Here is a 25,653-nt window from a genome sequence, read left to right as displayed (position 1 = left end):
CCAATCTCTTAGAAAAGAGGTAACTAAGACAAGCCTATCAAGGAATACTGAATTTTTTGACGCAGCTGCGCAGTTATTTTAAAAATAAATATCCAGCACATTATATATCGAGTGGCCTGTATCAAGGACAGATGGGGTTCGTTCAATTATAGAATTCACGCTAGAAGAACATCCTGATTTTGATCACACTCAAGAATTAACGAAACAAATAGATGAACGTGTAATCCGTTTTATCGAAGATATAGAGCAACTACTTGCGACCTCGACATAACAGAACCCGTCAGCTAGTTTAGCTGACGGGTTCTGTTATGTCACTCGCTTCAATTTAGTTGCCAATCCGCAGCGCACCGTCTTTATTTTGCAGTACATTCAAAATACTCAATGCCGCAAGCAAGCTCGTTTTCGGGTTGTTTGGCATCGGGTTGTTTTCAACTTTCAGCTCCATCTGTCCGAAATCTCCTACTACTTCGACGGTATGTGAATTTTGGCGGATGGCGGGATCGGCAATGATACGCACTTCCGTTTGTTCCACACCGATTCCTGCCAGTGCCAATGTCATCGCCACATTAACGTTCTTCGGAAACTTCTCGACCGCTTCATAGGCAGAGCCCTCAAAAATCACTTTTTCTTCTTCCGATTCGATACCAAGCGATGCCGGTGATTTCCGTGTCGTGATCCGGACTTTTTTTAAGCCACCAACCGCATTCGCGGACTGCAATACATCCAGCCCTCCAATCGCACCAGACGGCAAGAAAATGTGTGTGCCCAAAGATTCCGCCAAGGATTTGATTTGTTCCAAAAAATCGAGATTCTTGAACACACCAATGCTGCTGACTACGAGATCTTTTTTATAGCTAACCACATCTTTCACATACAGACCTGCTGCTTCCACAGTAGATGCCTCTACCACAATGTCTAGTGGCATTTCCAAAAAATCTTGAATGTCTGTATAAAATCCAACATCAAACTGCTCGCTCAAACGAGGTCCCGCTTTTTGGTTGCGTCCAAAAACGGCGATGACTTTTCCGTTGACCATGTGATTAAGGTTTATTTGTTCCAGTAAGTACGCTGCGATATTGCCTGTACCAATGATTCCAATGTTCATAGTTTCCCTCCTCACGTCACGATAGATAACTTGCTTACTCTACTGACCATCCTTGTTTTCTCACAGACGCTATTTTTTAAATTGTAAGCTATTCCAAGCCATTTAAACAGCCCTTCGACACAGATCCGGTATGTGGAAGTTGCAGCAATTCCTTGATTAGCTTTTCACAATTTAGGGAATCGACTAACTAAGACCTTTTAAAATTGAGAACACCAATCAGAGGAGGAAAATGAAGTGATTAAAACAGCAATCATTACAGGAGCCGGCAGTGGACTTGGCCAAACTACAGCTTTTTATTTAGCAGAGGAAGGCGTCAACGTTTCCGTTGTCGACATTAGTGAAGAAAGCGGTAACGAAACGGTCAAAAAACTAAAAGAAAAAGGCGTCGATGCGATTTTCATTAAAGCGGACGTCTCAAAAGTAGAAGACGTAAAAAACTATGTAGACAAAACACTTGAGCATTTTGGCTCAATCGATTATTTCTTCAACAACGCCGGCATTTCCGGTAGCGGCAAAAAATTCCTTGAAACAGATATTCAAGAAATTGATCAAATTGTCGGTATTAACTTACTTGGTGCTTTATACGGTTTGCGTTATGTGGGAGAAGCGATGTTAAAAAACGGTGGAGGCTCCATTGTAAATACAGCTTCGAGCGCAGGCGTCATTGGGCAAGCTTCTGTTGTGACATATGGGGCTACGAAACACGGTATTGTTGGTATGACGAAAAGTCTTGTGGCAGAGTACGCTAAAGACGGGCTTCGTGTCAATGCCGTTGCACCTGGTCCGATTCAAACGCCAATGGTTAAAAAGTTCTTCGAAGACAATCCAGATATGAAAGAAAGTGCTGAAGCTGGGATTCCACAGAAACGCTTGGGACAACCAGAAGATGTAGCAGAACTTGTTACGTTTTTACTGACAAAAGCAGATTACATTAACGGCGAAACGGTTCGCATCGATGGCGGATTCACAAATACAAAATAAACAACAAATGCCACCTTCGAAATCAGTTGATTTCATTGAAGGTGGCATTTGTATGTGTATTGGCCGTTTAGGTAGTGAAGCATCGCTTCCATGTAAATAGGACGTTTCACCGTAAACAACTAAATCCTTACTGTTTATTTTTAAGTCGCAGCCCAGACATCCTTCGCAAAGCGTCCAGATTGCTCAAGCCCCTGCAGCCAAGCAATAGCTTCCTGATTGCTGACTTGGTGAAGTTCCTGATAACACTGAGTCAGTGTATCCGTCACTTCAGGAGCCATTTTGCTGCCGTCTCCACAAATATACAGGTGACCGCCCTGTTCTAATAGCGACAGAATGGCTTGTGCATTATTCTTCATTAAATGCTGGACGTAGATTTTTTCGTCATGCTGTCTTGAAAAAGCGCTGTAAAGTTCAATCAAACCAAGTTGCTCTGCTTCTTTTAGTTCTTCTTCATATAAAAAGTCCTGCTCCGGATGACGGCAACCAAAGTACAAATGGGCTTTCCCCAATGTTTTCCCTTCGACCTGCAGTACACGGCGTGCCTGGATAAAGCCCCTGAAAGGCGCAATCCCTGTGCCAGGTCCGACAAAAATCACTGGTGTTTCAGGATTTTCAGGCAGTTGGAAATCTGTTTGCGGCGTTCGGATAAAGCAGGCGATTTTGTCACCTGGCTGACGTGATGATAGGTAGTTGGAAGTGACACCGGCATACTCGCCTTTGCCGCTCCAAGCTTCTCCACGTACTAAGCTGACGGTAATGCTTGCCTGTTGTTTCGCTACACGCGGTGAGCTGGAAATCGAATAATAACGGGCTTTCAACGCCGGTAACAATGAAATAAAGCTCTCAAATTCCAGCTCACAGGAAGGATAGTATTCCAATAGTTCAAGCATTGTCTGGCGTTTGCCTAACACTTCCCGTTTATAGATCTCATCTTCTAGGAGTTGTTCCAGCTCCATTTTATGCGGTGGGCAAGGATTGCTGCTGGCGAGCTCACGAATTTGAGCGCGAGTGGCTGGTTCCTGTATTTCCACATAAGTTGCTACTAATTGCTTGAGCTGAACAGGCTGGTTGGTTGGCAAATGACTCGCTCTTCCTGAACTTTCACCCAGAACCACGTACTCGTCACCTTTTATAGCAAAGCGATTCAACACGCGATTTACCAATGTTGGAGAATTTTCAGGCAACACCCCAAGATGATCTCCCTCCTGGTAGCTAGCACCTGAAGGCAACTGGACTTCAATATGGCGGGTACTGCGGTCAGCCGCCTTTAATAGTTCGATGTTTTCAGCCACTACTGCTGTGAACGCATCATACGTACGGGCAATTGGCGTATAGCTGATGCCACTGACGAATTCCATAGACACTTGACTGGAAGAATGCTCGCGCTTCTCAAGATCAAGGTCAAAGTGATCTGCCAGAGTCGGCCATAAACGCTCTTGCCATTTTTCGAGGTCGCCATCGAAGTCTTCACTCGCATCGCCTTCCCCACGAGCAAGGAGTCTTGAAGCACCAATGGCTGCCATCTGTTCATCCATTATGCTCGGGACACGTTGATAAGTGGTAGCCCAATTATGATCTCCGCACCCAAAGACCGCGTACGTGACACCCGTCAAATCCGCTTTGTCAGCAGTTGTCAGCCAATCCATAAAGCGAATCGCATTATCCGGTGGATTTCCGTTATACGATGCAGAGATAATCAGCACAGCTCCTGCAGTCGGCAGATCTCCTGCATAGTCATCCAATGGAGCAGCCTCCACTTCAAACCCTTGGTAGCGTGCAGTTTCTGCAAGCTCGCGAGCTACGCCTTCTGCTGTTCCCAGATTAGATCCGTACAGCACGAGCAAAGGTGTACCATGTGATTCGATTGCAGCGTCCGGCTTCGACTGCGCAATCGATTCTGCTTTATCTGCAACAGCTGGTGCTTGGAACATCTGCACTTTTCTTCTAGATTTCACTTTCATTTTTAACCCATCAGGCTTGAACGTTAAGGTTTCTTTTACATTTAGTTCATAATCCATATAATCTTCCAGCTCAAAATGTTGCAGCACCATACCAAGGACTAGCGTCGCTTCATGAAGCGCAAACTGTTGGCCAATACACGCCCGCTGACCATTACCGAAAGGTTTATAAGCGTGATGTGGGATGCTCGAAATGTCTTCAAACCGCTCTGGTATAAAAGCTTCTGCATCCTCTCCCCAAACAGAAGGGTCTCGATGCAATTCAGGGATCAACAAAGTGAATGAATCTCCTTTTTCAACTTTGTACTCGCCCGCAAGCGTCGTATCTTCTTTGGCATATACTGAAAATGCCGGTGCAGTCGGCCATAACCGCAAAGCTTCGTTCAGAATCATTCGCACGTATTTTAACTGCTTTACTTGTTTAAAAGAAGGCGTATCGTCACCAAGCACGTTATCTACTTCTTGATAAGCTTTTTGCAATTTTTCAGGGTTTTTCAGCAAATAATAGATAGCAAAAGAAAGTAGGCCGCTTGTTGTTTCGTGACCGGCAATCAGGAAGGTAATGATTTGGAACCGGATGTTCTCATCATCCAAAGACTCTCCGGTCTCAGGGTCTTTCCCTTTCAACATATGTGCCAGCAAATCATCTTCTCCTTGGTCTCCTGTTTGTTTACGTTCTACAATCAGTTGATCGACCAAGTTGAACATATAATCAATATCTTCTTTAAATTGTTGTTTCGAGCGAATCATCAACTTGTCCTGGATGCCTAAACGTTGCGTTTGGCTCATCGATTCATCCAATGCTCTGACCATTTTTTCGATAAATGGATGAGAATCTTCACGATAAAAGCTGTTGAAGCGGTAGTCGAACCCGCACAGTCCAATCGTATCCAATGTAAGACGCGTCATATCATCCGGTACGTCAATTTCTTCATTTGGATTCAGCCGTGCCCATTTTTGAACTAGCTGCGAACTAAGGTCAATCATTTTTTCATGGTATCCCTTCATCGCCTGCTGGCTGAAACTTGGTAGCAAGATATTATGGGCTTTTTTCCAATTCGGTTCTTCTGTGCCACTTGTGAACAAACCGTCACCGCCAAATGGCCGTACTTTCTGAAGAGAGGGTCCGATTTTTTTGTCAAAACGTATCTCGTCACAAATTTCGGCAGCTAACCGGGCACTTGATACAAATGTGCTGGCACGTCCAGGAAAGTGAAATTGATAGATGGGTCCTAGTTCTCTAGCCTGCTTCATAAACGATTGCACAGGCTTTTCTTTATCGATGAGCGGCAAATTCCCGAGTGGTCCGTACGTTTTTGGTTGTGGAAGGTTTTTCATTTCAATCATTAATAAACACCTCTTTTATAATTTTAAAATAGGAATGAATATTCATTCCTAATGAAAGAGAAAAAAACTGAGCGTCATCATTGATGATGACGCACAGCATCCCAAAAGCTTTCTTCGACTCCTACCAACAAGTCCTCAGATGCCTCAATCTCACCTGCTCTAATCAGCTGATAAAGCTGTAGAAAGCCGCCAAACATAATGGCAATAAGTGCTTGAGAAGGAAGCTTTCTAATCTGCTTTTTCTTTTTTCCTTCGTCAAAGAAATTCTGAAGAATCATCAGCAAATGGCTAAACTGTTCCCGACTATCTGCAGTAAGAAAGTACGCAGAAGCATGTGTTTTGATAAAATACAAGGCATGATCGTGTTCGTTTGTAAAGCGAACCATTCCCTGAAATAAATGATGGAATTTCTGATAAATGCTGTCTTCCTCAGGGTAATTTTTCTCCAGTGTATCGCTAAACAATGTCACGTAATGTTGGAACAAGGTATTCACCAGCACCTCTTTGTTATCAAAATAACGATAGATTGTACCCGCGCCTACTTTGGCATCAGTGGCAATCATCGGTATCGTCGTAGCGTCAAAGCCACGTTCTGCAAATAAAGTTAACGCACTATGAATAATATCATCACGTTTGTTAGTGGATGTCGACATCTGAAAAACCCCTCCTTCTGTTACGGAATGAACATTCATTCCTTAACAGTTTAATCTATCTTTTCGTAAAGTGCAATCATTCTAATGACTCATGGCTACGGATAATTCTCTTGAATCGGAAGTCATTTTACCTATCAGACATTCTATAACTCCCAGTTCTTTCAATGGAGCCATTTCACATTTTAAAAGCTAGGCCTACTATATTTAAAAGCCGTCCACACACTGGACGGCTTTTTATGTCTAACACTATTCTTATTTATTCGTTCTAGCCTATGCTTTACCAGGCTGTACTCCAGACGCTCGATTCACTTTGGTAGATTTTTCAGTAGTGGACGGTTTCTTTGACCAGATTGTGGCGAGAATAGGTCCAGAAATATTGTGCCAAATCGCTCCCCAGACGCTAGGTAAGGCGGCGAGCGGGCCAAAGTAAGCCGTTGCCAGTGCGACTCCTAAACCGGAGTTTTGCATGCCGACTTCGAGTGAAATGGCACGACGATCCACTTCGTCGAGACCCATCGCCATTGCCGTTAAATAACCAAGCACTAAGCCAAAGCTATTGTGTAAAAAGACCGCTAAGAAAACAACGAATCCTGAACTGATGACGTTTTCTGCATTAGCTGCTGTGACAGCTGACACAATTATCAAGATTGCGGCAACTGAAATAAGTGGAATAACTGAAATCGTTTTTTCGACCACTTTTGGCATTAGCTTTTGAACCACTAGACCAAGTGCAATTGGCACAATGATGACTTGAATGATGGAAACAAACATTGACATTGGATTTACGGGAAGCCATTGTCCCGCTAAAAGCAGTAACAATAAAGGCGTCATAATCGGTGCCATTAATGTCGACAACGCAGTCATGGCAACAGACAACGCCAAATTTCCTTTTGCCAAATACACCATAACATTTGATGCTGTTCCTCCTGGTACACAACCTAATAGAACAAGTCCAGCTGCTAATTCAGGGGGCAAGTTTAATAAATAAGCGATACCAAATGCAGCAAACGGCATAACAAAAAATTGTGCAGCCACGCCAACGAAAACCGGGCGTGGGCTTTTCGCAATAATCTTGAAATCTACAGGCTTTAATGTTAATCCCATGCCAAACATCACGACACCCAGGAGAATCGTAATATAGCTACCTAACCCGACAAACGCGGGCGGGAACAAAAAAGCAACGAGCGCAATCAAAATTACCCAAACCGCAAAATATTTTCCCGCGATGTTACTCAATCCATTGAGAACTTTCATTTACTCGACTCCCTTTTTTACTGATTTAATGTTCTTACCAGGATTCAATAAATTGCTTGGATCCAGCGCTGCTTTTATTTTCTCCATCACATCTAACGCATGTCCATGTTCTTGTTGCTGGTATTTTTGTTTGCCGATGCCTACACCATGTTCACCAGTAGAAGTGCCGCCTCTTTCTAGTGCGTAGACAACAATTCGTTCATTAAATTCTTGTGCTCTTGCTACTTCTTCTGGATTACTCATATCCATCATGATCAGTGCATGAAAATTGCCGTCACCGACATGCCCAACAATTCCACCAGGCAATCCCATTTCTATCAAGTTTGTACGTGCATGTCCAACGGCTCCTGCTAGTTCGGAAATGGGAAGGCAGACATCTGTGACCATCATCTTTTTACCGGGATAGCCATGGATATAGGCATAAGCCAATGTATGTCGTGCTTCCCATAGAAGATTTCGTGCGGCCGTATCTGTTTCAAATGCGACTTCTTCGCAGGCATGCCCTTGAACAATTTCTTGCATGAATTCAACATCTTGCTTTAACCCTGCTTCATTACCATGAAACTCTAAAAACAGCGTAGGTTTCTCTGCGTAAGCGGTATCATTGTATTGATTGACTTGCTGCATTGATTGCTTATCAACAAGTTCAACGCGCGCAATTGGAATACCAGCCTGCAAGATCGATACAACGGCTTCAACAGCGTCTTTTACTGTTGGGAACGATGCACGAGCCGCAGTCACAAATTCAGGAATGCCGTAAACGCGAAGCGTCATTTCGGTAAAGCAGCCGAGCGTTCCTTCAGAACCGACAAACAAACCATTTAAGTGCAGACCCGATGAAGATTTGGCGGCTTTGTTGCCGGTATGAATAACGGTTCCATCCGCCATGACCACTTCCAAATCACGCACTTGATCGCGCATGACCCCGTATTTCACAGAAGTTGTGCCACTGGCATTTGTCGCAGCCATGCCACCGAGTGTTGCATCTGCTCCAGGGTCTACTGTGAAAAATAAGCCGTATTTCTTCAATTCCTTATTGAGCTGTGAACGTGTAACTCCTGGTTGTACGGTCACCAAAAAGTCTTCTTCAGACACTTCTAATACTCGGTTCATCAATGAAAAATCAATGGTTATTCCGCCATTTTCCGGAATCACATGTCCTTCTAAACTTGAACCGAGACCAAATGGCACTACTGGAATTTGATATTGTGTGGATATTTTCATGATTTCAGAAACTTGTTCTGTTGTTTCTGGAAAAACCACCATATCGGGTAATTTCATTTTATGATAAGACTCATCTTGACCATGAAGTTCTTTAATGGTTTCGTTCATGCTAATTTGCTCAGCTTTTAAATGTTCTTTTAAGTGATCGAGGATGGTCTCTTGATTTGCAATTGTCATAGATGTTCGCTCCCTTTTTTAAAAATTGGTCCAACCAATTAACCCAATTATACATAATAATCTGAAAAGTACAACGTTTTCTTTAAGCTATTGCAGGTTTTATTCTGTATAATAAAGTTAAACTTTAAAAAACAAGCAGGGAGAGCTTTTATTTTGAATCCAAAGAAAAAAACTTATGAACTGATAGTGGAACAAATTAATCTTCTCTGCCTGGAAAAAAATCTGCAGCCAGGTGACCGGCTCCCTTCCGAACGAGACCTCGCGAGTTTGCTTGGTGTCAGTCGAAACTCCATCAGGGAAGCTTTAAAAAACTTGGAAAGTAAAGAATTCATTGAAATACGGCAAGGCGGCGGAAGCTTTCGTGCTGCATCAAAGCGCGACCTTCTTGGCAATGAACTTCGAACGCATATCGACAAAGCAAAAGCGATTTTGATTGACGAAATGCTTGAGTTGCGACGTGCTTTTGAAGTCGAAGCCGCTTTTCTAGCAGCGCAACGAGCCACTCCTGAAAACCTAGAAGCTATCAAAAACGTCCTCATCCAAATGGCTGATGCAAAAAATGATCCTGAAAAAGGAGTTCAAGCAGACTTAGACTTCCACTTACAAGTTGCCTATGCTACGAAAAACCAATTATTGATTGATTTAATGGCAACATTAGCCATGCGGATGGAAGAAAATATCCGTGAAACACGCAAACACCGCTTTACCGATTTCAATCGTCATCAAGATACACTTTACGAACACGAAGAAATATACGATGCCATCGCATCTCAAAATAGTGACTTGGCCAAGAAACTCATGAGCCAGCATATTTCGCGTATTCGCTCTGAATTGCACAGCTCTTCTTAAATTTTAAATCTCTTTAAATACAGAAAAGCCATCTTTGATTTTTTCAAAGATGGCTTTTCTGTAGACAAAGTCTCATTAAAGTGAATATCTGTGTATAACCTCCAAGCGGGCTAGCCACTTCGCTTTCCGTGGGCTCAGCTTCAGCCTCCTCGTCACTGGAGTTCCTGCGGGGTCTTCAGCTTTCGCTGTCCCACAGGAGTCTTCGTGGCCAGCCCGCTTGGAATCTTCTTGCTTATATTAAAGTGAGTTATCTTTGTCTACTTTCTACCAATAAAAACGTTCCGAAGTCTTTTTAACCAGTCACTCACGAATCTGGAGCATCAAACGGCGAAGGGCAAAGATATGCTCCTGCATCGCTACGCTAGCTTCGTCCGCGGAAAGCGTCCGTTTGATGCAGAGGATCCCATATAAATACGAAACAATGAATTACTATTCTTTTGTCTACAAGCTGAAGCCATCTTTGATTTTTTCAAAGATGGCTTTTCTACTATTCACATTTCAATAAAAGAAATGAGTAATCAAATCGAACAACCCAGCAAGTCCGTACATGACAATCGACACGATGATTACCCCAACAAGAAAATAACCAAAGAGTTTCAATAAAGCGGAAATCGCCCAGATTAAATCATCCATGAAGCTCATTGAGTTGCCCCTTTCTGAATCTTCTTATATTCATTATACTACTACATAAGTTGATTGAAAAATATCATTTTGGAGGTAAATGCTAATGAAAGAAAACGAAGATCTTTTAGACAAAGGTCCTTTTTTCCATGGAACCAAAGCAGCTTTACAGATTGGTGATTTATTAGAACCTCAAAATCAATCGAATTATCAAGACAAAAAATCCAACCATATTTATTTTACGGCTTCCTTAGACGCGGCCAAATGGGGAGCTGAACTGGCGACAGCACACTTTAAAGAACGTATTTACATTGTTGAACCTTTAGGTAAATTCGAAGACGATCCAAACTTAACCAATAAACGATTCCCCGGTAACCCAACACGGTCGTATAGATCTACCTCTCCATTAAAAATTGTGGCTGAGTTGGGATCTTGGCAACGACATACTGAGGAAGAAATTAACCACATGCTCTCCTCTTTAAAAGCTTTGCGCGAACAAGGAAAAGACGTCATTTCAGATTAATGTTAAAGGAATATTCAGATAACTTGTGGTACACTGACAAAAAGCATGGGGGGCGATGAAATGGAGACAGATCAATTGACGATCACCACAAAATGGCAAGGCGACTTTGTGTTCTCAGCAGTTGGACAAGGTGGTCATTCGCTGACGATGGATGCTCATCAAGGTGTTGGAAATAATCAAGGTTTATTGCCAATGCAGGCTTTGCTCGGGTCACTTGCAGGTTGCGTCGGAATGGATGTCATTATGATTTTGCGTTCTCAAATGAAAAACATTCATTCCTTAGAAATCGTCACCGAAGGCTTCAAACGACAAAATCCACCAAAAGAATTTTTGTCGCTTTTAGTTACATTTTTCGTTGCAGGTGAAATTGCTAAAGAAAAAGTGCTGCATGCCATCGAAGTCAGTGGAGAAAAGTATTGTCCTGTTGCTCATTCGCTCAAAGCTGAAGTTGACTATCGTCTCATATTAAACGGAAAGGAAGTCGTCGCTGACTAGCGAGGGCTTCTTTTCATGAATTTAGCATAAAAAAAGATTGCTAACGTTCGCTCCGTTAGCAATCTCAAACTATTCATTTCCTCTGCGCTCGATCCCGCTTCACAATTTTATCGCTCACTTGTTGACCACTCAATGTCACCATTGGCATACCGCCACCTGGATTCACTGTGCCGCCGACAAAGTACAGGTTGTCGTATAATTCGCTTTGCTTTTTATGCTTGAAGCCACCGTTTTTCTTTTTATCGGAAACCGTGCCATAAATTGCACCGCGGTCTGAACCGTAAACCCGTTCGATATCATGCGGCGTCCAAACGTCACGTGTGACAATATTGTCTCGAAGGCCATGCATGCCCATGCGTTCTAGTTTATCGAGAACAATTTCTTCAAACTTCGCATAATCTTCAGGTGTAAACGGATTGTCTTGGATATACGGAATGTGTGGCAAAATCTTAATGTTTTCGTGCCCTTCTGGCGCTTGTGTCGGATCGGTTTTATTGACGTTGACTAAGTAAATGGTTGGGTCGTCGGGCAACTCGTGTTTTTCAAACACTTTCTCCATTTGCTCATGCAAGTTTTCCGAGAAGAAAAAGTTGTGATGATTTAAAAATGGGTAGGTTTTTTTAACGCCGAGATGCAACACTAGTCCTGAACTTGCGGGTTCATATTTTTTCTTCAAATCCGCAACAAAGTTTTCGTCTGCCGCCACCATTTTTTTATAAAACGGAATCACTTCCATATTCGACACATAATAATCGGCCTTTTTAAACGAACCATCTTCTAGTTCAATGCCAACGATTTTGTCGTCTTCACTTGTTAGCGCACGAATGACACCCATACCTGTGTAGAGTTTAACACCGATTTCTTCGGCTAGTTTTGTTAAACCTTCGGCTAGTTTATGCGTGCCGCCTTTTACATACCAACAGCCTTGCGCATGTTGCATATAAATCATCATATTCAACACGGCAGGCGCACTATACGGAGAAGAACCGACATACTTCACATAATAAGAAAGCATGTCACGCAAATGTGGATTGCTGATGCGTTTGGAAATCGCGCTATACATTGTGGACGTCAAATCAAAGCCAGTTAATGTCGCCAAAATACCGTTTTGCGCAACTGCTTCTTTCGGTGACTCAAAACCTTCTTTTAAATAACTATGTTCAGTCGTTTTGTAAATGTTCTGCGCGTATTTTAATAATGCGTAATACTCTTTCATGTCTTTTCGTGAAAGCGCAGGATTTTCCCGCTCCATTAAATCAAGGTCGTGATACAAATCGAGTACCGTGCCATCGGGGAAAAACGAGCGCCACTCCCGGTTGAGTCGCTGAATTTGCACGTAATCCTCCATTCGCTTGCCGCTTCCTTGAAACAACTTATCGAAAATATGTGGCATCGTTAAAATGGATGGACCAAGGTCAAACCCAAATCCGTCCTGCTCTAAACGATTTACTTTGCCGCCAATATGATCGTTTTTTTCATATAATGAAACTTCGTATCCTTGTTGCGCAAGAGAAATCGCTGCGGACAAACCGCCAAGTCCGCCGCCAATTACGATTACGGATTTTTGTGAATTACTCATATATGTACCGCCCTTCTTCTCCTAAGTATTTCATTATTTATGCCCATGATTATTTCGGTAAAATTTATTCGGAGATCGAGACGTCAACCTATTGACTCCATTACTTACTAGATTCTTCAAAGCTTCGACATACTCCTTTTTTTCCCTATCTACTGATTTTAAAAACTCATTTTATGTAGTTTTTGTATAGTTTAAATATACAGTATGATTAAAGAACATTTTCAGTTTAATTAAATGGTAAATCTATAGATATATTATATTTAATCACACATTCGTTATTCTGCTACCTAAGTAAATTGAATGCAGGAAAAAATTAAAGGAGGAAAATAGATGGATTTTTCTTTAGACGAAGCCATTCAAATCCTAGAGGCAACGCCCAAAACCTTAGATAGCTTCTTATCTAATTTATCAGACGGCTAGATTACTTGTAACGAAGGTGACGGAACCTGGAATTCTTCTCAAGTTATTGATCATTTAATTGAATGTGAAAACAATAATTGGATACCACGTATAAAAACCATTTTAAAGAAAAGCGACAACAAATCTTTTGCTCCATTTGATCGAGATGCCAATATAACAAATCCACCTAAGACCTCAATCGATCAAAAACTGATGGGCTTCAAAAATCTACGATTACAAGAATATCGAGATTGTAAAAGAACTCATTGAATCTGACTCACAGTTCGAGTTAACAGGAAAACATCCTGTATTTGGTGAAGTAAAGCTAAGAGAACTAATTTCTACATGGATCGTGCACGATTTAACACACATATCCCAGATTGTAAGAGTGATGTCAGAAAGATACCGAAAAGATGTGGGACCTTGGGAAGAATATTTAGGAGTGCTAAAGTAAAGTTGTAAATCATCGTATAGATATATACAAAGAGCAGAAACCATTCCTAGGTTTCTGCTTTTTCGTTTACTTCCCTCCGCAAATAGACCTGTTCTTTCCTATTAAATGGTTTCATCCCTCAAGCAGAAGGGAAAAGTTGAATACAGTTACTTACACAGGGAGGGATTGGATGAAAGTATTCGTATTTGGTGGCGGCGGAGAAGTTGGTGAGTATTTGTTACGGAAGCTTGCTGCAGAAAACCATGAAGCCATCACGATTGCAGAAACGGAAAACCGGGCAGAAGAACTCAAAATGATTGGTGCTTCCCGCGTATATGTCTCAAAGGATTATGATTTTATAGAAGCAATTTCAGGATGCGAAGCAATAATTTATGTAGCCGGTGCAAATCCGACAGCCGGCGAAAACAGAAATGTGCTTGTCGATAAAGAAGCAGTTGCTCGTGCGATGGAAGAAGCCCGTAAACAAGGGATTGAACGGGTAGTTTACTTGAGTCCCGCTCGTGTAGACGAATCCGCAAAATCCCAAGAAACAGGCGACAAGAAAATTCCTGAAGAACTTATCAAGCAGGATGTCTTTACTTATACCATCGTCTATTCGAGTCGTGGGGTTCACAAACCAGGAAAAGGCATGATTGATATCATTACTTCTCCAAGCAAAAAGGTTATGGAAATTCCTTATGAAGATGTCGCTGCTGTACTAGTTGAATCGCTTACCAACAAGGCTACATACAACAAAACAATTAAAGTGATAGCTGGAAATACCTCAATCGAAAATGCATTAAAGAACATATAAAAAACTAAAAAAGGTGGATTTTATGGGGAAAATAACGAAATACTTACCATCGGCATTAGTGGGATCGACGATCGCGGCCCCACTTGCTTATATTGCGTATATTTATCAAAAAGATAATCATCAAAAGCAGCATGCGGTTCTCCGCAATTTCCCGTTACTCGGAAGGGTTCGGTATATGGCTGAACATGTTGGTCCTGAGCTACGCCAATATTTATTTTCCGGAGACAACGAAGGACTCCCTTTCTCACGTATGCAGTACCAAGATATCGTCAAAGCTGGAAAATACAATGAACGTTTAATTGGTTTTGGATCTAGTCGTAATTTTGCAGAAGACGGCTTCTATATCCGCAATTCACTATTTCCAAAATTACGGACAGAATTGAAAGTCGACAACAGCCAAAAAGTAACCACTTATCAATATGTCATTGACAATGAAGGCTTAATGTCCCGAAAAGAACATCGTGAAGAAATTCTGACTGATCCTTATTATTTGCGCGATGAAGATGCGGTAGTGCTTGGTGACGGCTATTGCAGGCAACCGTTCCGGATAAAAGGACAAGTGGGTATGTCCGCTATGAGCTATGGTGCTTTGGGCGAAAATGCCATTACAGCACTATCAAAAGGGCTTGGTATTGCAGGTGGTACGTGGATGAATACCGGGGAAGGTGGAATTTCAGATCATCATTTAGCTGGTGACACGGATTTGATCATGCAAATTGGTCCCGGTCTTTTTGGTGTTCGGACACCAGGCGGCGAGTTTTCGTGGGAAGCGTTCAAAGAAAAAGCTGACATGGAAAAAGTAAAAGCTTTTGAAGTGAAACTCGCACAAGGCGCGAAAACACGGGGTGGCCATTTAGAAGGACAAAAAGTAACCGAAGAAATTGCACGTATTCGGTTGATTGAACCGGGTAAAACTGTAAACAGCCCAAACCGCTTCACGGAATACGATTCATTTGAAAAGCTTTTTGGCTTTATTGAAGAAATGCGTGAAATTGGTGGCAAACCGGTTGGCATGAAAATTGTTGTTGGGGATGTTGAAGGACTTGAGGAAATGGTACAAATCATGAAAGACAGTGGCAAGGGTCCTGACTTTATCACCATTGACGGCGGTGAAGGCGGAACTGGCGCGACCTATCAAGAACTTGCCGATTCAGTCGGGTTGCCCATCTTGACTGCTCTACCGATTGTCGATGAATTACTTCGTCAATATGGTGTGCGTGACCGTGTGAAGTTGATTGCTTCCGGTAAACTCATCACACCGGATAAAATAGCTATTGCCCTTTCAATGGGGGCAGACCTTGTGAATATCGCTAGAGGCTTTATGATTAGTGTTGGCTGCATCATGGCGGGAGTTTGTCATACAAATACTTGTCCTGTTGGAGTCGCAACAACTGATCCTGACTTACAAGACGGTTTAGTAGTTGGCGAGAAAATGTACCGTGTTGCCAATTACGTGATGTCGCTCCGTGCGGGGTTATTTAACGTGGCAGCGGCTGCAGGCGTTGAATCTCCGACCATGCTCGAACGAAAACACTTAACACATAAAGACATTCAAGGACGTATTTCTTCGGTTGGCAGTATGCTTCACAAAATCGAACAAGAAGAAAGGAAAGAAAAAGACGTGGAAGATTTACCTGTTAAAAATTAACTCCCATTAAAAAGCAGTGAGACGATTCAATATGTCTTACTGCTTTTTGCATTCTCTAGCTGCGCAATTATTTCAAGTGAATAGTTCATCGATCGCTCCTCTACCGGTTAAATTTAGCGACTTTTTTCTTCTAGCACATCATTTAAAAGGAGTATTTGTATGAAATTTCATTTTCAAGAAATCGTTTTCTAATCCTAACTTTTTCTTGAATAAAATGTTTTCAATTATACACCTATGGGTATAATTGAAATTGTTCCTCGTCCTAATAAAACTGCAGGAAAGACATTTCGTTAATGCTGTACTAAACACAAAATTAAAGTAATCAAAGAGATTTATGGAAAAAGGAGAAAAGCTAATGACTGAGGCATTGCAAAGTTCAGAAGAGATTAAAACGTACTTTCTGCAAAATCAAATAGCATTTGAAGAAACATTATTAGAGGAAGCCGTCACTGTAAAAGACAAAATCAATGAAATTTTAGCTGTCGGCAATATTGATCTTGTAACCAATGCCCATAAAGTTGTCAGGTACATTATCGATGGACAAGAAGAGGACCTTAAATTTTTTGCAAAGCAAGAAGGAATTGCATGGGCTACGCATTCGATTGAGCTATCATTCAAATTAGAATGGATTCAAGCGATTCGTCGTACGCTTTGGACGTTCCTTCAACAATATGACCAAGCTGCACCTAGTGAAGTAGCATTTGACTTTTTTGCTATGGAAAAAGACATTAATACACGAGTTGATACCTTCTTGAATACGTTCTTCATCAGCTATTCGACGTACAAAGATTCGCTGATTTTGGCCCATCGACAACTTGTTGAAAGCTTGTCTGTTCCGATTATTCCTATTAGTACATCGGTCTCTATTTTGCCATTAATCGGTTCTGTCGATTCGTTCCGAGCAGAAATTATCGAAGAAAAAGTCTTGACCGAAGTCAGCATATCTCGCATTCAAACCTTGATCCTAGACTTGTCTGGAATCGTCGAATTGGAGCCTGAAGTCATTCATCACATCATGAAAATCATCAATGGTTCTGCCATGATGGGTTGCCAATCGATTATCACTGGGCTACGTGCAGAAGTCGTTCGGAAAATGGTATCACTTGGGTTATTGTTTGCTCCAAAGACCAAAACTCTTGGCACATTACAGCAAGCACTTAAAGAATATTTGGCGATATAACTAAAAGACAAAGCAAAACCGCGATTTGGAATCACTTATCCAGATTGCGGTTTTCATTTTCATAAAAGATTTTTCTTAATTTCTTCAAATTCTTCAGTTGTGATTTCTCCTTTCGCTAGCCTATTTTTAGCTATTTCCATTGCATCTGCACTTGAATCTTTCCGTGAACTAGGAAAATTATTGTTCGTGTTATTGTTATTGTTGTTTTTCATAAAGAAGTATAGTGCAAAGCCGATGATTACTACTAATAGAATTATCACCCAAAGTCCTCCTCCTCCCATTCCCATGCCCCAGCCGATTCCCCAATCTGGTCCCATCATGACTTTCCCCCCCTTATTTCATTGTGTCTTATTACACTTAATGTACACCTTTGACGTGCAGATTGTGTGAAGTTTGGCTCCGTTGCGGCATAAAAAAAACGCGAGTTGGATAAATCCAACTCGTGGATCCTGATTTATAATCGCTTATACTTTTGGTGTCAGTATGTCGATATAGTTTTCCAATGCTTCGACAGGCAATGGTTTACTGTAATAATACCCTTGGATGTTAAAACAATTTTTAGCCATTAGAAATTCTAATTGTTCAGCTGTTTCTACGCCTTCAGCAATAACATTCAAATTAAGATTTTGAGCCAGCGTGATAATGGTACTTGTAATAGCGGCATTGTCTTTATCCGTCAAAATATCAAACATGAACGATCTGTCTATCTTTAACGTATCAATGGGGAAGTTTTTTAAATAACCTAGTGACGAATACCCTGTTCCGAAGTCATCCACTGCTATTTTAATACCTAATGCTTTTATTTCTCTCATTTTTTCCAAAGTTACATGTGTATTTTTGAAAATTTGATTTTCAGTTAGTTCAATATGCAAAAATTCTGGAGCGATTCCTGTTTCCACTAAAATACTTTCAATCATTGGGATCAAGTCATCTTCTTCAAACTGTCTTCCAGATAAATTAACAGAAACTGACATATTCGAATTTCCTTGCGCGTGTAGTTTTTTCAACTGTTTACATGCGTTTAAAAGAACCCACTTACCAATTGGCACGATTAAGCCTGTCTCTTCTGCAACTGGGATAAATTCAATTGGTGAGACCATACCTCTTGTTGGATGGTTCCACCTAAGCAAAGCTTCTGCTCCAATGATGCGATTGGTTTTACTGTCTACTTGTGGCTGATAATGAAGACTCAGTTCATCGTTCTCAAGTGCTTTGTATAAGGCATTTTCCAAGTAAATGCTTTCCATACTCCAGTCGCTCATTTCACTCTTGAAGAAATGATGATACGTGCCGGATTTTTCTTTCGATTTGTACATCGCAGCATCTGCATTTTTGATCAATACTTCCGCAGTCTTACCGTGTTCTGGGAACACACTAATCCCGATACTTGTTTTGATGTACACTTCATTTCCTTTTAATGAAAATGGTTCTGTAAATGACGCGATTAAGTTATCTACAAGATTTAATACTTCTTGATTGTTGTCATAGCCTGGCAAGACGATTGTAAATTCATCGCCTCCTTGACGTGAGACAAATGCATCTGCCGGTACACTCCGTCTTATGCGATTTGCAACGTTCTTCAACAACATATCTCCATAACTATGGCCGAAGCTATCATTTATAATTTTAAAACGATCGAGATCCAAGTATAATACCGCCACTTTTTGTCCTGAAACTTTTGCCTTTTCTGTTTTTTGCTTTAAATAATCCTCTAACAAAATTCGGTTTGGTAAATCTGTTAAGTGATCATAATATGCTAAATGACTAATTTCTTTTTCCAATTGCTTTCTCTTCGTAATATCTCTGAATGTGACAACTTCACCAATAACCTGTTCATTTTCTTTTATAGAAGAAACGACATATTCAACAGAAAAATCATCGCCACTCTTTTTAAGAAACTTTAAATCTTCTTCTAACGAAACCGAAGTGAGGATTAAGTCTTGGTTTTCAGGCAAAATATTTTTGTATGATTGTCCGATTAATTCGCCATTTCTATAACCCAATATCGATTCTGCCGCTCGGTTACAAAACGTAATATTGTTGTTCAAATCAAAACCAAAAATGCCCTCATCTACTGAATTTAAAATTAGTTCTTTTTCACGGCTAAGACTCTCTAACTCAGTTACGACTGTTTTCAGTTCATCGTTTTTCAAAACAACTTCTGACGTTCTTTGTTCGATGATCATTTCTTGCTTTTCCATATACAGCAAGTTAGACAATGTCGAAGCAGTAGCCTCTGTGATGGATTGAGCAAGTTCAATATCCGACTCACAAAAGACCTGATTGGTTTCCTCAAAACTGACAAGAACGAGTGCTCCTAAAACTTCTCCCATTGAGACAAAAGGAAGCATCAACATGCCTGTAATGCCAAATGATTTACAAACCTCTTGGTTGACTCTATCGTCTTTTGTGACGTCACGAATACAAATCGGTTTTTTAGAAGCGACTACTGCATCGAATACGCGGTCATTTGAAGGATCAAACTGCAGTTCATTATGCTTTTCTAACCAGTCTTCTTCAGCCCATTCACTTTTCGCACTTAAATTGGCCGGTTTGATTTTTGCACCTGCAATAGGGTCTAGTAAATGCACCCCAATATTATCGTTTTTCAGTACGGTTCCCACGTAATGAAAGCACTTTTCCATGACATCGGCCATTGATGAAGTCATAGACAAATCTCGCGTCAAATCCAGCAGCAATTGCTTTTCAGCTAGAATACTTTCTTTTCGTTGAAGGTTCTTCACATTTCGAATCGCTACGCCCGCCATATTGACATACGCTTCCACTGTTTGTATTTCATCTGCAGTCAAATCCATTGGAATCCCGTAGTCAAATAGGAAAACAAGTCCGAACAATTCACCTTCATATGAAATCGGAAGAGCTAGCAGCGATTTGATGCCAAACCCTGCTACTGCTCTTGGATCGGGACGGTTGTCTTTGGACGTATCCGCTATATAAATCGTTTGTTTAGTATCGATTACTTCTTTTGCTAATAAATCGTACTCTGTATCTACCACATGCATATCGAGTGTCATGCCGTTAATAACAGCTGGTTTCCCTACATATCCACGGAAATTGCCGTCTTCTTGCGGCAAGTAAATTCCGACAGAGTCGCATTGTACGACTTCTTCGGATATAGCAGTGATGACATGTTCTAGCAATGGGCGCAATTCAAAGTTTGTGTTGATCAATTTCGTTATATGGGCCAACCGGGAATACCTGGTTTGTTCAATTTCCATTAACAAAGCCTCCATTCATTGACCTATCAATTTATTAACTTAGTGAAAGATGTAAATTTGATCATCGATCTTCTAACAAAACAGTTAGGTATATTAATTTTTATAAATTTATTATTGTTAGTCTATTTTCTCCTATAAAAGAAATAGATAACTGGTTATTCATGTATATTATTCTGTAAATTTATTTTATCATTAAAATCATCATAAGACTTTTAAAAGATAATAAAAAATTGACAATCTCTTACCTGTTTCCTATAGCTACTTAAATCCTAACTTGCTCGGTATTGAGAAAACAAAAAAAACTCGCTCAAGCAATAGCTTGAGCGAATTCTTTATGAGACATATACTAGTTTCTACGATGTCTTGCTCTGAATTTTTTATACATTACAATTGGCTAACTCGAACGATGTAATGAAAATTATCGATGTTCCAACAGAAGTTGTCCATAAAATGATTCACCTAGACTTGTCATTCGACCCAATTGGTATTTTGTAGCAAACACTTAAATCATATTTAGTTATGTAATTACCACAAATTTTCACAAATAAAAAAACGCAATTTGGATTTATGCATCCAAATCGCGTTTTTTGATAATCAGTTTCCCATCATCTCTTTAAAGTTCTTGCTATGAGATGAACCACCAGTACCATGCATTTTTTTGTAAAGTACCCGTAATTGGCTGGTGTTTAAATCTGGATGCATTTTCTTCATGAATGGTTTCATCTGGCCGAAATTCATGTGGCCAGTACCCATCATTTCATGCATCTGTTCCATAGTCATGCCTTCATGCTGCATAGCGGTTTCTACATTTCCTTTTGCAGATGCCGATGTCATGTACAGACCATTTCCGCCTCCTACAATCAAGACTGCTGCTAATACGCCACTAATTATCGTCTTTTTCATTACGCTCTCTCCTTTTATAAAAGCCTTTTTTTAATTTCTTCAAATTCTGCATTAGTTATTTCGCCTCTAGCTAGTCTTTTTTTGGCTATTTCCATTGCGTCTGTGCTGGAGTCTTTCTGCGAACTATTAAAACTGTTGTTGTTGTTGTTGTTCTTCATAAAGTAGTAGATGGCGAAGCCGATAAGTACAACTAACCCTGCTATCAACCAACTTCCTCCTCCCATTCCCCAACCCATTCCCCATCCTGGTCCCATCATTTCTTTCTACCTCCATTCTGTTGAACTCTTGTATATTTCTGAACTTTAAATGTACTCTCTATACATGCAGAATGTGTGGAGTCATGTGAAATTTCCAAAAACCATCATGAACCTTCATATAAAAGATCTCCACATGTTTTCCAATTTAAGCCGACTTTTATAGCCCCCAACTTAGAAGCGCAGCCTTAAATTGTCGTTTAATCGAATAACCTATATTAGTAATTAGAATATTCAGATTTAAAAGAGGATTTAAAATAGTTTTGAAGAATTATAGTAAAGACGCGAAAAAAAACCTTAGGAGGAATTTGTATGACCTTAAAATACAAACGTATTTTGGTGGCTATTGATGGTTCAAAGGAAGCGGATTGGGCATTTAAAAAATCGATTGAAATTTCCAAAAGAAATGCTGCCGCACTGAACTTAATTTATGTGGTGGATACGCGTTCCTATTCAGCCATGACAAAAAGTGTGCCAGATCCCGAAGATCGGATTTTTGATCATGGAAAAGAACTTTTGAATAACTATAAACAAGATGCCCTAGCAGCGGGAATCTCTAGTGTCCATGTCTACGTTGTCCCCGGCTCTCCTGACAAGGTCATATCGCGTGACTACGCAAAACGCTTGGATATCGATCTGATTGTCTGTGGAGCCCAAGGATTAAATGCGATTGAGCAATATATATTAGGTAGTGTGTCCCAACATATTGTGAGCAGTAGTCCATGTGATGTTTTAGTTGTTCGAAGAGAGCAAAAAACAGAAGAGTAAAAGAAATTTTAAAAGGCCAGTTGACTTGTTGTACACGTCAACTGGCCTTCCCTATTTTTCATGTTTTATTTGAAATTTAGCATAGCAGCAATCGAGTTTTTTCCACTCATTTCTCCAAACTATTCACTTTCACTAATGTCTTTTAAGTTTTGCAAAGTTTGTTCTATAGAATTGGCCATCAACTTCTTAATATAAAGTGTATTCACTAGTTTTCCGATGATGTTGCCATTAAGATTATAATCCATTTCAAAATGAAGTTCGGTACCGCCTTCTTTTGGGTAATAACGCCATGTTTGCCTCGCATCAAGCGCTCCTGTAACGAGGCACCGCCATACATAGCTATCTCCTACAGCGGCATTTTCCTCCACGAGCACATGGACTGCCAACCCCCTTCCGAAAAAGAAATACTTTAAATCCATACTCGTTCCTTTTGCGCCTGTTCCAAGAAGATTTTCTGCTTCGGACAAACCTGCATACCATTGATACCAATACTTCGGATTTGTTGCGAATTGATAGACTTCCCCTATCCCCCGATCAATATAAATAGATTTTTTTAAATTCCACATTTCGCGTCCTCCTTCCATATAAAATCGTTGATTGACGGGCGATAATTCGAACGTACTTTACTTTCTTTCTAATATAACATGTTCCCCGTTATAATAGACTGACTTTTCTGATAAATTAAGATTATTTTACTAGCTTTCGTTTCTAAGCTCTATAATGTTAGAATAATAAAAAAATACAAAAAGGCTGGTGAGTTCTGATTGAAAAAGATAACTGCTAGGCATCATAGTGCTCAACTCTTCATGATGGTCATTTCACTAATGGGCTGGTCTCTGGTGGTTTATGCATTGTTTCATTTGCCAGCTATCGAAAAACCGTTTGAATTATTAATGCTTCTTAGTTTTATCTTCATTTGTGAACATTACCCGATGCCTTTTAGAAAAGGAAATTCTTCTCTGACCTTTCCAATCGTCTTTTTAGCCGATCTTTAACTCTGGTGATTAAGTATTTCGCGGTAGCATCTTTCACAAACTAATCAACAAACCCCCGCAGTTGCCAAACTGGCAGCTGCGGGGTTTTTGCTGTTCTTGAGGGTGCGGCTTTTACTTTAACAGCTTCGTTACCTCTTCACTATTTTTTAAATGCACTTGGATAAGCTCTTTTAGTTTTTCTTCACTCTCAATTTTACTTAAGTTTACTTCGTACCAGCCTTCTAGTTCTTCTCTTGTTAGTTTAAACTCTTCGACACCATCCACTGTTTCGAACTTCAGCATGATCCAGTCCACATTTTGGATTAATGTAAATAAATACGAGGCATTGTTAATAACGGTTTCTTGTAGATCGATAACTGATTCTGACCAATCATAGTCGACAATAATGCCATAAGGTTGTTCTTTTGTTTGAAGTTCTATTCCACGAAAATAGTCTGCCCCTTTCAAATAGATCACTGTATTCACTACTGCACTGTTATCTCCTAGATACGAGTCTTTATAGTTAAATAAATCACCAGATGAATTGTCTACATTTGAATTACAGCCGCTTAATAAAGTTAAAACAACTAACAAAACCAAAGCTCGATTCAGTCGATTCAATTTTACTCGCCCCCTTTTATTCTTCTCTGCTCCTTTAACGATTCAAGTCTTCCAGAGTTTCAATGTACAAAAACAAAATCAAAAACCGTTAGAGAAAAACGGTGATTTTTTCTCTAACGGTCTATATATTCAGTGATATTATTTAAGCTTTTGTTAATTACTTTTGGTATTGACTTGCTACTGTTTTAGCAAGAAGCCCAATTACTTGGCCTTTAAATTGATCTGGAATCGATTTGCCGGTTGGTTCTTTGTAATACAGAAGGTTTGTTTCTTCAATATAAGTAAAGCCCATATCTAGAAATTGGTTTTTTAAAGATGCTGGCAATTGGTCGCTGCCTGTCACTTCTTTAAAATACGAAGTTGTCGAAATCGAAACATCCACATCGTCGAGGCTAGATTTTAACATAAATAAATCCTTGTCACTTTTTATAATCCATTGTCCTTTAGAGTGGATGGCTATTTGCATGTATTCTAAATTAGAAATCCCTTGCAAGTTAACACCATAAATACTATTAATCAACAATCGACTCGCTGCTCCGCTAAGTGCATAATCACGTTCTTTAATATAGCGGTCCATTACTTCGTTTTTCGTCATGCTCATAATCTGCTCGTCTTTTAACTTAGATGTTGGTGCTTCTTTCAGAGAAACTCGCAAACTTTCCATAATGTCATTAGAATATACTGTCAGCTTGCTGCCGTAATCCTTTTTCGAAACCGTATTCAAATCGATTGAAAAGACTTCTTCTACCGCTCGACGAATTTCGTTGCCTTTAAGCTTTTTACCGAATGACACCAAATAGTAATCCATGACTTCCGTTTTCGGCAATTTGTTGATGGCGCTATCTTTTTGCGTAGATTTTGCACCTTCTCCTAAAGCAACGCGGATAGCTTCCATCACTTTTTTAGAATACTTAGTATCTTGTTTGTGATGCTGCATTTGTTCCGTTTTTGGCTTAGCGTTTGCCAATGTTTCTTGTGCAAAGACATTACCGACTCCTCCTGTAAATACAACGCTTGTTACGATAGCCGATAACATTAATTTTTTAACTTGGATTTTCAATTGGTTTCCTCTTTCTGTTCGTTAAATTTTGCCTTTGATCGGTAGATTGATCTTACAAAGTTCTTATGCCTCTCACGACTCATCCATATTGTTCGCTTCTTCTGTATCGCGCACGTTTTTTTGTACGGTTACAACAGCAAACAAACTCAAGACGAACGAGATGCCGTAAAAGCCTTTTTCGCTCAACGTGATACTACCGGCATTAAACAAACCAATCGCCATAAGTGCGATTGCAGAAATGAGTGCAAACCAACTAATGCCGTAATACAAGTTGGTAACGCGTATTCCTTCATCGCGGTCTCTTACCGCTTTTTGAAGAGACACGGCCGAGTAAAGTCCAAGAATCATGACTGTAATATAATAGCCTTTTTCGTTTAACTCCATTCCTGCATTATATAAACCGATCAAATACGTTGATACCCCAATGAGCAACGCACCCCAAGATGCACCTTTAAACGCGCCAGTCGGTTCTCCGAGCCTACGTTTTTCTACCGTTTTCTTCGCAAATACGTCTTCTTCTCTATCACCTAACATATCCATCCCCCTGTCTTTTAGTAATGCGGATTTCTCTCTTTTTGCACCGCTGTCTCAATT

Annotated in this window: 25 protein-coding genes and 2 pseudogenes; 12 read left to right on the top strand and 15 right to left on the bottom strand. The window is 40.4% G+C overall.

Annotation, left to right across the window (positions count from 1 at the left end; all coding sequences use genetic code 11):
- Positions 1 to 38: 38 nt before the first annotated feature.
- Both BBI08_RS17430 and BBI08_RS17425 read left to right on the top strand, forming a co-directional pair.
- Positions 39 to 152, top strand: a pseudogene (locus tag BBI08_RS17430) (hypothetical protein); the annotation flags it as partial.
- Positions 107 to 271 (top strand): DUF7000 family protein, encoded by a 165-nt coding sequence (locus BBI08_RS17425; RefSeq protein WP_413783002.1) that lies wholly within the window; start codon positions 107 to 109, stop codon positions 269 to 271. The pseudogene BBI08_RS17430 and the gene BBI08_RS17425, both read left to right, overlap by 46 nt.
- A 54-nt stretch (positions 272 to 325) precedes the next feature.
- Here the strand turns inward: BBI08_RS17425 and nadX are convergent, their stop codons facing one another.
- A complete protein-coding gene (gene nadX, locus BBI08_RS03660; protein WP_008496603.1) occupies positions 326 to 1,105 on the bottom strand; it encodes an aspartate dehydrogenase in 780 nt (259 codons plus the stop codon).
- Positions 1,106 to 1,339: 234 nt separating this feature from the next.
- Here nadX and BBI08_RS03655 point away from each other — a divergent pair, with 234 nt between their 5' ends.
- Positions 1,340 to 2,086: an SDR family NAD(P)-dependent oxidoreductase gene (locus BBI08_RS03655; protein ID WP_008496602.1), complete on the top strand. Its 747-nt coding sequence runs from the start codon at positions 1,340 to 1,342 to the stop codon at positions 2,084 to 2,086.
- A 140-nt stretch (positions 2,087 to 2,226) separates the two neighbouring features.
- Here the strand turns inward: BBI08_RS03655 and BBI08_RS03650 are convergent, their stop codons facing one another.
- The 4 genes from BBI08_RS03650 to BBI08_RS03635 form a co-directional block, all read right to left on the bottom strand.
- The gene (locus tag BBI08_RS03650) at positions 2,227 to 5,391 is read right to left on the bottom strand and encodes a bifunctional cytochrome P450/NADPH--P450 reductase (protein WP_008496600.1); all 3,165 of its coding nucleotides are present in this window, start codon (positions 5,389 to 5,391) and stop codon (positions 2,227 to 2,229) included.
- 77 nt (positions 5,392 to 5,468) lie between these two features.
- The gene (locus tag BBI08_RS03645) at positions 5,469 to 6,044 is read right to left on the bottom strand and encodes a TetR/AcrR family transcriptional regulator (protein ID WP_065528500.1); all 576 of its coding nucleotides are present in this window, start codon (positions 6,042 to 6,044) and stop codon (positions 5,469 to 5,471) included.
- 270 nt (positions 6,045 to 6,314) lie between these two features.
- Complete coding sequence (locus tag BBI08_RS03640; protein WP_008496598.1) at positions 6,315 to 7,298, bottom strand: bile acid:sodium symporter family protein; 984 nt, start codon at positions 7,296 to 7,298, stop codon at positions 6,315 to 6,317.
- Positions 7,299 to 8,699, bottom strand: a complete 1,401-nt coding sequence (locus tag BBI08_RS03635; RefSeq protein WP_008496597.1) for an FAD-binding oxidoreductase — start codon at positions 8,697 to 8,699, stop codon at positions 7,299 to 7,301.
- A 153-nt stretch (positions 8,700 to 8,852) separates the two neighbouring features.
- Between BBI08_RS03635 and BBI08_RS03630 the strand changes: the two genes are divergently transcribed.
- Positions 8,853 to 9,548, top strand: coding sequence for a FadR/GntR family transcriptional regulator (locus tag BBI08_RS03630; RefSeq protein ID WP_065528499.1), 696 nt, complete (start codon positions 8,853 to 8,855; stop codon positions 9,546 to 9,548).
- Between the two features lie 498 nt (positions 9,549 to 10,046).
- On the opposite strand, the gene BBI08_RS17090 is transcribed toward BBI08_RS03630, so the two are convergent.
- Positions 10,047 to 10,190: a hypothetical protein gene (locus BBI08_RS17090; RefSeq protein ID WP_008496594.1), complete on the bottom strand. Its 144-nt coding sequence runs from the start codon at positions 10,188 to 10,190 to the stop codon at positions 10,047 to 10,049.
- An 85-nt stretch (positions 10,191 to 10,275) separates the two neighbouring features.
- On the opposite strand from BBI08_RS17090, the gene arr reads away from it, so the two are divergent.
- On the top strand, positions 10,276 to 10,692 hold the full coding sequence (gene arr / locus BBI08_RS03625; RefSeq protein WP_008496593.1) for an NAD(+)--rifampin ADP-ribosyltransferase: 417 nt from the start codon (positions 10,276 to 10,278) through the stop codon (positions 10,690 to 10,692).
- A gap of 60 nt (positions 10,693 to 10,752) precedes the next feature.
- Positions 10,753 to 11,187, top strand: a complete 435-nt coding sequence (locus BBI08_RS03620) for an OsmC family protein (protein WP_008496592.1) — start codon at positions 10,753 to 10,755, stop codon at positions 11,185 to 11,187.
- 73 nt (positions 11,188 to 11,260) lie between these two features.
- Here BBI08_RS03620 and BBI08_RS03615 read toward each other — a convergent pair whose 3' ends face one another.
- Entirely contained in the window at positions 11,261 to 12,766 is a 1,506-nt protein-coding gene (locus tag BBI08_RS03615) for a phytoene desaturase family protein (RefSeq protein ID WP_008496590.1), read from the bottom strand.
- A 330-nt stretch (positions 12,767 to 13,096) separates the two neighbouring features.
- Between BBI08_RS03615 and BBI08_RS03610 the strand changes: the two are divergent.
- From BBI08_RS03610 to BBI08_RS03595, 4 genes and pseudogenes are all read left to right on the top strand, one after another.
- Positions 13,097 to 13,619 (top strand): annotated as a pseudogene (locus tag BBI08_RS03610) (DinB family protein).
- Positions 13,620 to 13,788: 169 nt separating this feature from the next.
- Complete coding sequence (locus BBI08_RS03605) at positions 13,789 to 14,412, top strand: NAD(P)H-binding protein (RefSeq protein ID WP_008496589.1); 624 nt, start codon at positions 13,789 to 13,791, stop codon at positions 14,410 to 14,412.
- 22 nt (positions 14,413 to 14,434) lie between these two features.
- A complete protein-coding gene (locus tag BBI08_RS03600; protein WP_008496588.1) occupies positions 14,435 to 16,060 on the top strand; it encodes an FMN-binding glutamate synthase family protein in 1,626 nt (541 codons plus the stop codon).
- 355 nt (positions 16,061 to 16,415) lie between these two features.
- Positions 16,416 to 17,240, top strand: a complete 825-nt coding sequence (locus tag BBI08_RS03595) for an STAS domain-containing protein (RefSeq protein WP_040850466.1) — start codon at positions 16,416 to 16,418, stop codon at positions 17,238 to 17,240.
- 59 nt (positions 17,241 to 17,299) lie between these two features.
- Here the strand turns inward: BBI08_RS03595 and BBI08_RS03590 are convergent, their stop codons facing one another.
- From BBI08_RS03590 to BBI08_RS03575, 4 genes are all read right to left on the bottom strand, one after another.
- Positions 17,300 to 17,560 carry an SHOCT domain-containing protein gene (locus BBI08_RS03590; protein ID WP_008496586.1) on the bottom strand — a complete coding sequence of 87 codons (261 nt, stop codon included), beginning with the start codon at positions 17,558 to 17,560 and terminating at the stop codon, positions 17,300 to 17,302.
- A gap of 144 nt (positions 17,561 to 17,704) precedes the next feature.
- On the bottom strand, positions 17,705 to 20,479 hold the full coding sequence (locus BBI08_RS03585; protein ID WP_008496585.1) for a bifunctional diguanylate cyclase/phosphodiesterase: 2,775 nt from the start codon (positions 20,477 to 20,479) through the stop codon (positions 17,705 to 17,707).
- 594 nt (positions 20,480 to 21,073) lie between these two features.
- A complete protein-coding gene (locus BBI08_RS03580; protein ID WP_008496584.1) occupies positions 21,074 to 21,382 on the bottom strand; it encodes a hypothetical protein in 309 nt (102 codons plus the stop codon).
- A 14-nt stretch (positions 21,383 to 21,396) separates the two neighbouring features.
- Positions 21,397 to 21,639: an SHOCT domain-containing protein gene (locus BBI08_RS03575; RefSeq protein ID WP_065528498.1), complete on the bottom strand. Its 243-nt coding sequence runs from the start codon at positions 21,637 to 21,639 to the stop codon at positions 21,397 to 21,399.
- A 309-nt stretch (positions 21,640 to 21,948) separates the two neighbouring features.
- On the opposite strand from BBI08_RS03575, the gene BBI08_RS03570 reads away from it, so the two are divergent.
- The gene (locus BBI08_RS03570) at positions 21,949 to 22,404 is read left to right on the top strand and encodes a universal stress protein (protein ID WP_008496582.1); all 456 of its coding nucleotides are present in this window, start codon (positions 21,949 to 21,951) and stop codon (positions 22,402 to 22,404) included.
- A gap of 119 nt (positions 22,405 to 22,523) precedes the next feature.
- Here BBI08_RS03570 and BBI08_RS03565 read toward each other — a convergent pair whose 3' ends face one another.
- On the bottom strand, positions 22,524 to 22,970 hold the full coding sequence (locus BBI08_RS03565; protein WP_065528497.1) for an SRPBCC family protein: 447 nt from the start codon (positions 22,968 to 22,970) through the stop codon (positions 22,524 to 22,526).
- A 240-nt stretch (positions 22,971 to 23,210) separates the two neighbouring features.
- Here BBI08_RS03565 and BBI08_RS16855 point away from each other — a divergent pair, with 240 nt between their 5' ends.
- Positions 23,211 to 23,399, top strand: a complete 189-nt coding sequence (locus tag BBI08_RS16855; protein WP_205847839.1) for a hypothetical protein — start codon at positions 23,211 to 23,213, stop codon at positions 23,397 to 23,399.
- 111 nt (positions 23,400 to 23,510) lie between these two features.
- Here BBI08_RS16855 and BBI08_RS03560 read toward each other — a convergent pair whose 3' ends face one another.
- From BBI08_RS03560 to yiaA, 3 genes are all read right to left on the bottom strand, one after another.
- Positions 23,511 to 23,999, bottom strand: coding sequence for a DUF4825 domain-containing protein (locus BBI08_RS03560; protein WP_008496578.1), 489 nt, complete (start codon positions 23,997 to 23,999; stop codon positions 23,511 to 23,513).
- Positions 24,000 to 24,156: 157 nt separating this feature from the next.
- On the bottom strand, positions 24,157 to 25,059 hold the full coding sequence (locus BBI08_RS03555) for a hypothetical protein (RefSeq protein ID WP_156874337.1): 903 nt from the start codon (positions 25,057 to 25,059) through the stop codon (positions 24,157 to 24,159).
- Positions 25,060 to 25,131: 72 nt separating this feature from the next.
- On the bottom strand, positions 25,132 to 25,593 hold the full coding sequence (gene yiaA, locus BBI08_RS03550; protein WP_008496575.1) for an inner membrane protein YiaA: 462 nt from the start codon (positions 25,591 to 25,593) through the stop codon (positions 25,132 to 25,134).
- Positions 25,594 to 25,653: the final 60 nt, after the last annotated feature.

Source organism: Planococcus halocryophilus (assembly GCF_001687585.2).
GTDB classification, from domain to species: domain Bacteria; phylum Bacillota; class Bacilli; order Bacillales_A; family Planococcaceae; genus Planococcus; species Planococcus halocryophilus.
Note: the sequence above shows the minus strand (reverse complement) of the source record. Positions and strands in the feature narration are given on the sequence as shown.